Genomic DNA, 13,519 nt, shown 5'->3' on the forward strand with positions numbered 1-13,519 from the left:
CGATTCCGTCTTTAGCGTCAGCTGCTTTCTTGTAGGTTACAGTAGCGGTATCACCGTTTAATGCAAAGCCGGTGAAACCGTCTAAGAGGATTGCTTCATACTGTGCAGTATAGGTAGCATCACCGGTAACGGTAGCGATTTCGGTATCCCAACCAGCGAAGGTGTAGGTGTACTGAGCATCAGCTGCTTTGTCGGTAGTGCCTTTGAAGGAAGGAGTAGCACCGTAAGCATAGGTTTCGGTGGTGGTTACGCCATCAACGATCCAGGTAACGGTGTATTCATTTACAGTTTTGTCATACTGTGCAGTATAGGTAGCATTACCGGTTACGGTAGCGATTGCGGTATCCCAACCAGCGAAGGTGTAGGTATACTGAGCATCAGCTGCTTTATCGGTAGTGCCTTTGTAAGAAGGAGTAGCACCGTAAGCATAGGTTTCGGTGGTGGTTACGCCATCAACGATCCAGGTAACGGTGTATTCATTTACAGTTTTGTTATACTGTGCAGTATAGGTAGCATTACCGGTTACTGCAGCGATTGCGGTATCCCAACCAGCGAAGGTGTAGGTGTACTGAGCATCAGCTGCTTTGTCGGTAGTGCCTTTGAAGGAAGGAGTAGCACCGTAAGCATAGGTTTCGGTGGTGGTTTTGCCATCAACGATCCAGGTAACGGTGTATTCGTTTACAGTTTTGTTATACTGTGCAGTATAGGTAACATCACCGGTTACTGCAGCGATTTCTTTATCCCAACCAGCGAAGGTGTAGGTGTACTGAGCATCAGCTGCTTTGTCGGTGGTGCCTTTGTAAGAAGGAGTAGTGCCTTCTACATAGGTTTCGGTAGTGGTTACGCCGTCAACAATCCAGGTAACGGTGTATTCTGCCGGTTCGGGAAGTACTAAATCACAGTTTTCGTAGTTTAACTGAGCCAGATATTCAGGTTCGAAATCAGCATTGGTGGTATCTTCCGGAATCGGAGCAGTTTTGGATAAACGTAAGGAGTAAACAACTGCAGTTTCGGTACCGTTGTTGGTTACGGTAAAGGTGTTGGTACCTTTTCTTGCATAGATGTATTCTACGTCGATAGAACCATCGTTAGCACCGTTGTTGTTCCAACCTAAGTTTGCCTGATAGATTTCACCGTAGTAACCTAAATCAGATTCAATGGTGAAGAGGTTTTTGTTCTGGTCATCAATCTGCATCTGTAAGTAACGGAAACCGTTTTCATCTACATCTGCAGTGATTACAACAGAGCTTCCTGCGGGCATGGATACATAGCTACCTGCTGCAGTTGCACCGCCTTCATAAGAAGTGATGAAGTTGTTGATGTTGGAAGAACCGTCATTTCTACCTAAGTAGATGTGGTTTGCCGGTAAGGGCAGAGCTGCAACTTCTGCTTCTGCAATGTAATCAACACCCTGTTTAGCCAGTTCGGTGAAGGTTAAGGTTGCAGTAGTATCGGTGGTTTCAATAATGTTTGCACCTTTAATTAAGTAGAAGTATTTTTCTGCACCTGCATCTAAGGTTGCAGTATGACCGGTTTCGTTGGTAATGGTAACAGCTTTGTCAGCAGTTACTTTGTAAGCACCGGTGTAGGGCGCAGTGTAGGTAATGGTAGTTACCGGAGTGGGAGTTGCGGTAGGAGTGGGAGTTGCGGTCGGTTCGGGATCCACAACGGTTTCGGTTTTAACTAAGGGTAAGTAGTCTAAGGATGCATTTGCACCGTTTACGTCTAATCTACCTAAGTCAATACCGGTGAATACACAGTTATTGGGACCTACTAACTCAATAGTAATTACGTTTTTACCTGCTTTTAAGTAGATGGGCTGGTCAGCCATAGAACCACTGGTCCAACCGGTCTGAGTGAAGGTCTGTTCGGTGTAGTAACCGTCTTCGGTGGAAACTTTAAAGGTGGTTTTCTGATCGCCACTCATCCACAGGGTCTGCAACTGCATTGCATAAACGCCGGTGTAGGGAACGGTGATTTCATATTTACCCCAGTCACCGGAAATCATGGTGAACTGTCCACCGTTGAAGGGAGAACCGGAGGTTGCCTGATAGTCCACACCTTCAACAGATTCAGTACCGTTGGTTTTGGTGAAGGTGGTCATGGTGTAAATTTCGCCCACATAACCGTTCTTATGAGAAGCTAAGTCGCTGAATGCACCGGTCCAGGGAGATACGCCATCGGGAAGGGTAGGAGTATCGGTGGGAGCCGGAGTAGCAGGAGCGGTGGTGGGAGTGGGAGTTGCGGTAGGAGCGGTAGTAGGAGTAGGAGTTGCGGTCGGCTGAGGAGCATCTCCACCGGGGAGTCTGTCAGTCTGTTTTAACAGATAAGCAAAGTCCATGGAGTTGCCGCCGTCCATTCTACCGATATCGTAGTCTTTAATGTAGAAGGAAGTGGTACCGATATTTTCAATGTAGAAGGTGTTGGTACCGGTGGTGAAGTAAATGGGCTGGTCCTGACCGGGGGTCATTCTGTTGGTCCAGGTATTTGCTTCGGTAATAGCATAGTCGCCGTAGTAACCTTTATCGGTGGTTACTCTAACTTTTGCAGTGCCGCTGATGGTGGGCAGTCTCAGCTGGAATGCATACACACCGGTGTAAGGAATATCAGTTACAGTAACGGTGGTGTATTCGCCGGGATTTAAGGTGGTCATCGGTTCACCGTCAGAGGTGTAGCCGTTGAAGTAACCATCCTGATCCTGAGCAGCGCCTACCCAAGTAGCCATTTTTTTCGCATCGTTTTTAGTGGGGGTAATACCAGCATCCACTAAATCCTGAGTAGCACCGAACTGAATGTCGGAAATGGTAGTAGCAGCGCTACCGGTGTTCTGTACTTTTACGGTAGCTTTGCCAACGGGCAGATAAATGATTTCATAATCTCCGTCGGTACCTGCAGTGTAGTACTGATCAGCAGTACCAACAGCCAGATCGCCGTAGTATTCGTCATTTGCCAGAATGTTTAAGGTGGTGTTGCCGCCGGAAGCTTTGACTTTTAAGTAGTATAAGCCATCGGTTGCAACGGGAACGTTGAAGGTTGCCCAACCGCCTGCAGCCATAGTGATTGCAGTGTTGTTCACGTTGGTTACGCCTTCGTAGGTAGAAACGTTACCCCAGAAAGTACCTGCAGTACCCATTTTGGTAATTGCAGTGGTGGTGATTAACGCGTTTTCTTCCGGTTCCAGACCGTCAACTCTCTTACAGAAGTCGAGGTAATCCATAGAATCGAAACCGGCAGCATCCAAACGACCGAAGTCAAATTCGGAAATGGTGATGTTTGCATTACCAACGTTTTCTACGTTAATGGTGTTGGTACCTGCTTTAAAGTAAATCGCCTGGTCCTGATACATTGCAGGGTTGTTGGACCAACCGGTAGTGGTGAAGTAGTAGTCACCATAGTAGTCGCCAACAGTTGCACGTAAGGTAGTGGGAGTACCGATAGATTCACATTTAATCTGCATGCCGTATACGCCGGTATAAGGAGCATTCCAGGTGAAGCTTGCGGTAGCACCGGGAGCTAAGGTTAAGGAACCTGCAGCGTTTACTGCGAAGTCACCGTAGTAACCGTTGAAACCTTCCTGAGCTTTTACGTTACCGGTCCAGTTTAAGGGAACTAACGGATAGTCGCCGGTTGCCATATAGTCTAATAATCTCTGAGGAACATAGAATCTGTTGTTGTAGGGTTCCCAAACTGCGAGCTGACCACCTAAGTCAACTTTATCGCCGTTGATGGTTGCAACAGACTGGTTTGCTTCAATAGAAACGTTTACACCGCTGAATTTGAAGGTAGCGCAGGTGCTCATAGAACCGTTCTGGTCAGCTTTGGGGGTGATGCTACCTTTGGAGGTAACGTTTACGAACAGCTCATCGGTAGCATCTGCTAAGTCTAAGCCTAAGCAGTCTGCAATCCAGGGAGCAATTTTCGTATTATCAATTACGTAATTGGTGAAGTTGTTTAAGTTACCCGGAGTAGATGCAGTGCCGGAAGGCATGGTGATGCCTGCGGGAGCATAAATACACAGGGGAACATTTCTTGCGGTATGGTCTTTGGAATCCCAGGTTAATGCGCTGGTGGGGTTCACACCGCTTCTGATCTGAGATACTGCGGTAGACTGATTTTTAATGTTCATACCACCGGTATCATGGTCAGCAGTCATAACAACGATGGTGTCGCCTTTTGCTTTTGCCCATTCGATGGCCCATTTACAGGTTTCGTCCCATTCAATGAAGTCACCTACATTTTCTAATGCATCGTTATCGTGTCCGCCGGTATCGATCATAGCTGCTTCAATCATTACTGCGAAACCTTCGTTGCTGCCGTCTAATGCGGTAATTGCAGCTTTGGTCATATCCAGTAAGTTTGCATCGGAAGCAGATTTTTTGATATCAAAGGGATGGGTGTAACCATTTAAGTTACTCCAGATTTTATCACCGTTTTTAACGTTTGCTAAATCGGTTTTGTTGTTCACAAATCTGTAGCCGCGCTGCTGAACCAGAGTCTTCATATTGTTGAATTCAGCAATTTCAAGACCGGGACATAAGTTTACATCATAGTCTTGGTAAACTGCCTGTTCAGACATGGGGCGATATACGCCACGGTTATAGTAGTGAGCGGTAAATGCAGCAGGAGTTGCGTGAGAGAATTCGTATTTGGATACAACACCTACACGTTTACCAGCAAGTTCTGCAGCTTCCAAAAGGTTAGCTTTCGGATTCAGGTAAGCATCCACACCAATGGAGTACAGACCAGCTTTGTGACCGGTTGCTAAAGCGGTACCGGATGCCGCAGAGTCAGTTACAGATGCACCTGCGGGATAAGTGGTTACACCGCCGATCAAGTAATCCTTGATGTACAGCTTGTTGGTGGTTTGGGTGATGGCATTGGGGTATACATTTTTGATACCGCCTGCCTGTTTTACTGCATCGGCAAGTTTGAAGGGTTCAAAACCCGCACCGTCACCAATAATGTAGATGACGTTTTTCATCTTACCGGTGTTTGCTGCAGACACTGTGGTTGCGGTAATGGTGAACATAGACATTACCATCATCAGTGCCAGCATGAGGGAAAGAAGTTTTTTGAGTCTCATATGTTGGGTCTCCTTTCTTTTTTTATAATTTTTTTTTTATACTAATATATATACGTGCCTATAATATAGGCTCTATTTATCTTACAACTTTTTTGTGAAAATAGCAAGGAAAAATTTGATTTTTATTACCCCTGAAAATATGCTTTTTGTCCTTACTGAGCGGACAAATGATTTCTATTCATTTACATTTGTTTCTAATCCCTTGAAAATCAAGTATTTTATTCTGTTTGTAAGAGAATGGTGTTGTTACAAAAAAGTTACAAAAAAGTTACAAAAAATTTAACATTTTTTTGATTTTGATTCCAATTTACCAAAAAATTACAGCAAAATTGAAGAACAGTCACCAAAGATGAAAATTTTCATACAATAAACTGAACGCAGAAAAAAAGGAACAAAGAGTTAATTTTGTCTGCGATTTCAAAATGATCAGGAGGATTTAGTATGTCGAAAGATTTTGCAACCGGTAGTATTCGTGATGCAGTTTGTGTTCATACCGATAAAGTTTATGACGCATGTAAGGATAAGGACTGTATCGTTGATGCCAGAGTGTATGTAACTCCTTGCGGTCAGGAACTGATTGACCGTTCCATCAATATCAAAGTGAGAAAAGCGGAAATCATCTGGGTATATACTGACGTGGAGGAAGTACCCTTCAACCGCGGTTTCTACACCGTGGATTTAAAATATTTCTTCAAGGTATACTTAGATGTGTTCACCGGAGTGGGCCGTCCGGTTACCGTGGAAGGATTAGCCACCTTTGATAAAAAAGTGATTCTGTTTGGTTCTGAAGGAAAATCCAAAAGTTTCACTTCCAAATACCGTCCCAATGAAAGGGACATTCAGATGTCTGTGAAGAACAATCTGCCTATGGCGATTGTTGACGTTGTAGAACCCATTGCACTATCTGCAAAAGTTGTGGAACGCAATCAGCATCACTGCTGCTGTGAAATGGATTGTTCCAGCTTACCCAGAGAAATTTGTTGCTGTTTTGATGATGATATTATCGGAGAAGAACGAGATAAAAATGTGTATGTTACCTTGGGCTTATTTTCCATCATTCGCCTGGAAAGAAATGTGCAACTGTTAGTACCCGTTTACGACTTCTGTGTGCCGGATAAGGAATGTGTGGGCGCTACTGAAGATAACCCCTGCGACTTATTTGATAACATCAATTTCCCCGTGGATGAATTTTTCCCGCCCAATGCCTGCAGCTTTGACAACAATACCTTATCCACTCCCCGTGAAACCAATCAGAGAAACTGCGGATGCAAATAAAAAAAGAGGCTTCAAGCCTCTTTTTTTATTGGATGTATCCCAAATGTTTTAACAGCCCTTCACATCCTGCCACCACATCTCGGTAGGTATCATCAAAATTTCCGGTGTACCAAGGGTCTGCGATGTCGCCACCACCTGCAAAATCGAGTAATTTGCTTACTTTCCCGAGAGAATCGGAACCGATAATCCGATTGAGATTTTTTACATTCCAGCTATCCATCAAAAGGATGTAATCATAGGTATTGTAATCTAGTTTAGTAAACTGAACGGCATATTTTCCTTCGGTAGAAATGCCATATTCTTTTAGCTTTTTTTTCGTGCCGTGGTGAACGGGATTTCCGATTTCTTCCCGACTGGTTGCGGAAGAACGAATGTAAAATTCATCCTCTTTTCCAAGTTTTTGTACCATATCTTTTAACACAAATTCCGCCATAGGACTTCTGCAAATGTTGCCGTGGCATACAAACATAATTTTTATCATTTTTTCGGATACCTCCTGTTTTTTATGAAATTTTCGTAAATTTACAACCCCGTCCGCCGAAACCGATACCCGACACCCCGACTATATAAGCGGACAGAACAGACACCGCCCGCACTTACTATATAGACGGACGGGCAAACCGGACCGCAAGGCAACACACAACATCGCCCACGGACGGAACACCCGTACACCCTTACTATATAGACGGACGGCGAACGCCCAGACTATATAAACGAAGAGCGTTACACACTCTTTTAAAGCTATATAAGAGCAGGGAGGCCGAAATATCAAAAAAATAAAACATATAAAATTTCAAAACACAAAAGGAGAACAACACTATGAAAAAAAATTACAACGAGCAATTCCTGTTAACTATCGGACGCATCTACGCAAAGGTATTGGCAGAACGAAACAATCAGGATTATGTTGTCAATGGGGAACAAATGAGAAAATTTCAGGAAATTTTAAAATTTTTCACCAAACTGGCAGCAGAGAGTGGCGGTTATATTGAATCGGTGAAACTGGAGCCGAAGGAAGAATCTGCGGGCCTCACAGCATATTTTCCGTTGGTAGACATTTACGGTAAGCACATTGGAAAATTTGCCGAACTGATTTCCTACACAACTGGCATTACGATGGACAACTCTTACGACGGCGTTTGTATTTCGCTCAGTGTACCCAACGTGTTTGTTCCAAAATCAGAATCAGAGCACTTTTGTGACTTTATTTCTGATTCTATCACAGAGTTTTAAATTTTACAAGAGTTATCGGAGAATGAATTGACAAAAAAGCGTGAATATGATATGATATTTTCCAACAAAACAAGCAAACACGGAGGGGCAAACCATGAAAATTTTAGACATGCATATTCACGCCTGGGGCACCAAACCCAATCCGGACAACCTGATTTCCAATATGAAAAAAGCAGGGGTTTGGGGTGGTTGCGTAATGTCATACCAACCCAAAGAATCTGATACGAAAAATGGTCTTTCTTTTGATGAGCGTGTGGAAGAAGCCTTAGCATGGTGCAAAGGATATGAAGAACGTTTATTTCCTGTTGTGTGGATTCATCCTCACGAAGAAAACTTATGCGAAAATGTAAAGAAAGCAGTGGAAAAAGGAATCTGCGGATTCAAAATGATTTGTCACGATTTTTATGTGTATGAAGAAGATTGTATGGAAGTTCTTCGCACTATCGCAGATTTGAATGTGCCTGTGTTTTTTCATTCCGGAATTTTATGGGACGGGACCGATTCCTCCAAGCATAACCGTCCGGTTCATTGGGAGGTTCTTTCGCAGATTCCCAAACTGCGGTTTTCTTTGGGACACTGTTCCTGGCCTTGGATTGATGAATCCTTTGCGGTGTACGGTCAGTTCTTAAATGCCAAAGGGCACGGAAATCCTGCAGAAATGTTTTTGGATACCACTCCCGGAACTCCTGTTATCTATAGAAGAGACTTGCTTTATAAGCTGTTCTGTGGTGGATATGATACCGGTCATAACATCTTGTTCGGTTCCGATTGCTTTGCTCACGATTATAAACCTCAGTGGGCAAAAAAATGGTTGGATATTGATGGCGAGTTGATGAGAGAATTTGGTGTCCGCAAGGAGATTTTTGAGAATTACTATTATCACAATGTGCTCAGATTTTTAGGAAAAACTCCCCAGGTAGAACACGATATTCCCGTGCCGGATGATGCAGGTGGCTGGCGTGCAACCAACCCTGAAGTGCCCCAAATTATCAGAAAATGGTATGATAAACTGTCATTCCCGAAATATTTTGATGAAGAATTCTGTCATGCGTTGAAAGAGATTCCCATTTCCGATGCCATCACCGTGGGAAATTATAAAGCGGATTGTCAGGATGGCAAACGAAATTTATTATCTGCGCTGTTTTTAGCAGAAGATTTATCCAAAAAATATCAGGAAAAAGGGCTCTCCGAAGAAGTTTTATTGGATTCCTTACAAGATATTCTTACTTATACACACATTTTCAGTGATTTGAAAAATGAACTTTCTTTAGGCAGAATGGATTGGATTCTGCGCATTTTAGACGGTGAAATTATCCGTCTGGGAAGACTTCAGTTTGCGTTGGAAGCATCGGAAACAGACATTCCCGAACGAGGTGTGCAGGCAGGAGATTCCATTTTGAAATGCTATATCCCCCGAGGAGAAAAACTGACCAAAGAGGCAGTACTTTCATCCGTTGAACAAGCGAAAGCGTTTTTCGGGGATTACACTGTGGTGGTAACTTCTTGGTTGTTGGATGAAACTCTGACAGAATTATTGCCCGAAAACAGCAATATTTTAGAATTTCAATCCTTATTTGAAACAGTAAAAAAAGAAGAATCTGATGCGATTTTACGCTTTGTGTTCCGTTGGAATACTAACCGTTTCAGCGTGAAATATGTACCCACTTACAATGCCTTTTCCGAAGGAGTAAAACAGGCAGTTTTAGCGGGTAAAAAATTCTATGAAGTAACAGGGTATCTTCGTTAAATTAAAAATGTCTTGGAGAGAAATTTCTTCAAGACATTTTTTAGAAAAAAAGGTGTTTTTTATGAATGATTTTTATCCTTTTTATTATCAAGATTTTAAGTGCATCGGCGGTGTGTGTAAACACAACTGTTGCATCGGTTGGGAAATAGATATTGACCCGGTCACATATGAGAAATATCAAGGGATTTCAAGTGATTTGGGAAACCGTTTGAAAAAGAATATTTCCATCGAAGGCACACCCCATTTTATTTTGCAAAATGAAGAACGATGTCCTTTTTTGAACGATAATAATTTATGTGATATTATTTTGGAAAAAGGAGAAGATTTTCTTTGTCAGATTTGCTCCGACCACCCCCGTTTCCGGAACTTTTTTTCAGGGTGTACCGAGGTGGGATTGGGGCTTTGCTGTGAGGAAGCGGCACGGCTCGTTTTATCTCAAAAAGAACCCTTTTCGATGCCTGAAAAAGAGGGGAGGATTCTAAACGATGAGGAAATATCATTCTTTCGTTTCCGAAATGATATTTTTTGCAAAATCAGCGACAGAAAGATGTCTCTTCACAAAAGAATTTTGTCCTTGTGTCAAGGATATGGTATTTCGTTTCCCGAAAAATCATATCGGGAATGGGCAGATATTTTTCTTTCTTTGGAACAGCTGGATAAAACTTGGGTTTTGATGCTAAAATCCTTGAAACAAGCGGAATTTTTGGAACCGCTCGGAGAAGAATGGGAAGTTCCCTTGGAGCAACTGTTTTCCTATTTTATTTACCGTCATTTAGCAGGCGGGTTGGAAGACGGGCGCTATGGAGAACGGATTTTATTCGCCGTTTTGGGTGTGTATGTTATTTCTTCTTTGGCGTCTTTGCAAATTAAGAAAAAAGGAAATGTCTCCTTTGCTGATTTTATGGAGCTTACCCGTTTGTATTCTTCTGAAATTGAATACAGTGAAGAGAATACGGAAGCATTGCTTTCTCTGCTTTGAGAATAAAAAAGAGTTGTCGTAAGACAGCTCTTTTTTTGTGATTAAATAATATGATTCTGTTTTTTCTGTTGGGAAATCAGATAGTTTCCTCCGATGGTTAAGAGGAACAAAATGCCTGCATAAAGCAATGCCCATAAATGATATTTGGTTTGATAGATACCGTTTAAATAATAGTAAATCGGCAACAGACGGTAGTAATTTTCCAGTGCCGCAAAATCAAAGAAAATCGGAGATAACACCAGGGATACAATTAAAATACCGGGAATCACAGCGCCAAATTTTCCGTAGGAAGAAAAGGGCAAAGAAACCAGTAAAGAGAAAGCGGTTACCGTAATAATCAGCAGCAGGGCTGACAACAGTTCAATCCATAAATTTCCCGCCATTTTGGAAATCAATAATGAAATCAACATTACTGTGGCAGAAAGAATTGCTGCTGCAAAACAGGAGCCACAAAGGGGGACTAATCGCTTTTGGGGCGGTAACCAATCAAAACGACCTTCTCCGCGGTCACGGATGGTATACATTGCAGCAGTTAAAGTACACAAGAGAACCATAATGGCAAGCAGACCCCGTATGGGAGCATTTAAGTAATTGACCTCAATTGTGCTGACTGCACCGTCCATATTCAGTTTTTCCGTGGAAACCACATCATTTGTTTTAGGAAGTTTATTGTAGTATTCTATGAGTACATCCTCAGAAACATTGTGCTGATCCACCACATTTTCTTCGGAGAAGTTACGATAAATGTCATAAGCAAAATCCGGATAAATCGCACTGAAAAGCATTTCGTTTGCAATTCTGTTTGCCATATTGGATTCCCGTTCTATTACAGATACCACAGGATTATTGGAACGGTTGCCTGCATAATCGTCCAGCTTTTTGGAAAAATCATCGGGGAATATCCAGGCAAGGTCTGCCTTATGGTTAGCAATCATTTTTGTCGCCTCTTGGGCAGAGGTTGCTGTGCTGAACCGTGCCAGGGTATCACGCTCCTGCAAAGATGAGATAATAGATTGTGCTTTTATATCATTTCCTTCGTGACACAACACAATGTGCACAAGTCCGCTGTCCTCTGATATTGCCATATTCACGGTTGGCACCAGGATGGGAATCAGACATAATAAAAGCACAAAACTCCATTGCTTTAACAGACGTTTCCCCAGCATCCAAAACCATATAAAAGTCCGTTGTATTTTCGTCATTTGAAATCACCTGTAATCCGATATTTTCTCATATTGACAGCTATCACAAAAAATAGACATACATAGGAAAATACCCATGCAAGATCAGCCAATATCGGTTCTTTGGTCATAATTTTTCGTAAGAATGAGAAGCCCAATCCTACCGGCAAGGTTTCCATCAGGCTTCTTAAGGTATCGGGGAAGAAGAAGTTGGGATAAAAGCATCCCGATAAGTATCCCAACAACATAAAGGTCAAAAATTGGGTCAGCACTGCACCGATAAAGTTGGGAATCAATTCATAAAAAGCATATTGCATCATGGTAATCATTAAAATTACGGGCAGTATTTTTACAACAAAGAAAATACAATCTGTAATTTTCACGTTTGCCAGTTCAGGAATCGGTAGTTTTACAAATTGCAAAATAATCCCAAATACTACGGAAAAGATCAGCATCATAATTGTGCTTGCCACGGCATAGGATCCGTATTCTCCAAGCACTTGTGTAGCAGGGGAGACTCCTGAAATCTTTAATAATCTATTGTAATCGGGATTTCTGCCGGAGAAAATCCGATTGCAGGAAATTCCCCAAAGAAGCAGAAATAGCATAATCAGACCGCAAAGATAATAGCTCCCCAGGGAGATTGAACCAACCACGCCCAAATCGGAGACTTGGTAACTCTGCGTTCGTGACAAAATGTGATTCATATAAATCATCATCAGCTGGTTAGTATTGTCTTTGAAATCTTTCTGGTCATACTGATCGGTCAAATCCTGCATACTGTACATTCCGTTTTGGGATTGTACCACCAATTCGGACACGATTTTCACGATTTCTTCCGAAAACATGGAGCCTAAATTTTCCGGTCCGTCTAATGTGACATATCTAGCTGGTGTGTTGACTCCGATATATAAATTCTGAATATAATTTTCCGGAATATCAATGTATCCGATGATTTCTCTGTTTTCCAAGGCACGGATGGCGTCCTCTTCAGAAAAGTTTTTCACTTCCACATAAAAACGGGAACTGTCCATATTCTGCAGAGCTTGAAGACCGATGTCTAAAAAGGAATCATCGGAATTTCCCACCATACCGATGGTGAATTTTTTTTGGCTTTCATCATTCAAAGTGGAGTTTAAAATGGCGCCGCCTGCCAATCCGAGACAACCAAAGGTAATGACCGTAATCAAAAGCACAGCAGGAAAAATTTTGAAAATCCGCTTTAGCTGAAGCGTAAAATACTGCTTTTTCATAGTTATAAGTTACCTACCAATCTATGAACATTTCCATCATATGTGAAGGAATTTAAGACGCCGTTTTTTAAGATGTAAAGCTGGTCACAAAGAGGTAATTCCTGCAAATCGTGAGTTGCTAATATCACAATTCCGCCGTTTCTCTTAAATTGCTCCAGATAATTGGAAATTCTGGTTTTGCAAACTAAATCCAATGCGGCGGAAGGTTCATCCAACAGTAAAATTTTCGGTTGATGTGCAACAGCGCAGCCGATTGCCAATCTTTTTTTCATACCGCCGGACATTTTATGTACCGGTGTATTTAAAAAGTCGGGAATACCCAGCATTCCCAGAACACCCTCGGAAAGCTCCTGCTCCAATTTTTTCTTGGAATACCACAGTAATAAATTATCCCGACCGGACAATTCTTCCAACAGAGGAGCACTTTGAGGAACGTAGCCCAGTAATTTGGAGCGCTTATCTGTTTGTTTAAACAGATTGATTCCATCAAAAGAGAAATTTCCGCCGGATGCTTTTAAAATTCCTGCCAGGATATTCAGTAACGTGGATTTTCCACTACCGTTGCTCCCCAAAATTCCGATACATTGTCCTTCGTGTGCTGAAAAGGTAATATCTTTTAAAATCGTCTTTTTCGGGTAGCTTTTTTGAATGTGTTCTATCTTCATAATAAATCCTTCTTTTGTGAAGAGAACTGAGAACACTGCTGCTCTCAGTTCTCTTGACTATTATATGGTGTTTTTTCTTTGATTTGTATGTAATCAAAGATGG

General features: G+C 42.2%; 8 protein-coding genes and 1 pseudogene. 4 read left to right on the forward strand and 5 right to left on the reverse strand.

From position 1 onward, the window contains the following. Positions 1 to 5,083, reverse strand: a 5,083-nt coding sequence (locus E7413_06910) for a hypothetical protein (protein MBE7019586.1), incomplete at its 3' end; no start/stop codon positions are given. A gap of 441 nt (positions 5,084 to 5,524) precedes the next feature. Between E7413_06910 and E7413_06915 the strand changes: the two are divergent. Next, positions 5,525 to 6,289, forward strand: a pseudogene (locus E7413_06915) (hypothetical protein). Between the two features lie 94 nt (positions 6,290 to 6,383). Here the strand turns inward: E7413_06915 and E7413_06920 are convergent. Further along, positions 6,384 to 6,839 carry a low molecular weight phosphotyrosine protein phosphatase gene (locus E7413_06920; GenBank protein MBE7019587.1) on the reverse strand — a complete coding sequence of 152 codons (456 nt, stop codon included), beginning with the start codon at positions 6,837 to 6,839 and terminating at the stop codon, positions 6,384 to 6,386. Positions 6,840 to 7,177: 338 nt separating this feature from the next. Here E7413_06920 and E7413_06925 point away from each other — a divergent pair, with 338 nt between their 5' ends. The 3 genes from E7413_06925 (at position 7,178) to E7413_06935 (ending at position 10,317) form a co-directional block, all read left to right on the forward strand. Continuing rightward, entirely contained in the window at positions 7,178 to 7,591 is a 414-nt protein-coding gene (locus E7413_06925) for a hypothetical protein (GenBank protein MBE7019588.1), read from the forward strand. Between the two features lie 94 nt (positions 7,592 to 7,685). Next, a complete protein-coding gene (locus tag E7413_06930; protein MBE7019589.1) occupies positions 7,686 to 9,338 on the forward strand; it encodes a hypothetical protein in 1,653 nt (550 codons plus the stop codon). Between the two features lie 61 nt (positions 9,339 to 9,399). After that, positions 9,400 to 10,317: a hypothetical protein gene (locus tag E7413_06935; protein MBE7019590.1), complete on the forward strand. Its 918-nt coding sequence runs from the start codon at positions 9,400 to 9,402 to the stop codon at positions 10,315 to 10,317. Between the two features lie 41 nt (positions 10,318 to 10,358). On the opposite strand, the gene E7413_06940 is transcribed toward E7413_06935, so the two are convergent. From E7413_06940 to E7413_06950, 3 genes are read right to left on the reverse strand one after another with little or no spacing between them, the layout of a single operon-like run. Beyond that, positions 10,359 to 11,519, reverse strand: coding sequence for an ABC transporter permease (locus tag E7413_06940; protein ID MBE7019591.1), 1,161 nt, complete (start codon positions 11,517 to 11,519; stop codon positions 10,359 to 10,361). After that, complete coding sequence (locus E7413_06945; GenBank protein ID MBE7019592.1) at positions 11,516 to 12,751, reverse strand: ABC transporter permease; 1,236 nt, start codon at positions 12,749 to 12,751, stop codon at positions 11,516 to 11,518. The genes E7413_06940 and E7413_06945 overlap by 4 nt, the downstream gene beginning before the upstream one ends. A gap of 2 nt (positions 12,752 to 12,753) precedes the next feature. Beyond that, positions 12,754 to 13,416 (reverse strand): ABC transporter ATP-binding protein, encoded by a 663-nt coding sequence (locus E7413_06950; GenBank protein MBE7019593.1) that lies wholly within the window; start codon positions 13,414 to 13,416, stop codon positions 12,754 to 12,756. Between the last annotated feature and the right edge of the window lie 103 nt (positions 13,417 to 13,519).

It is taken from the genome of Oscillospiraceae bacterium (assembly GCA_015068645.1).
Taxonomy (GTDB): Bacteria; Bacillota; Clostridia; order UMGS1840; family UMGS1840; genus SIG452.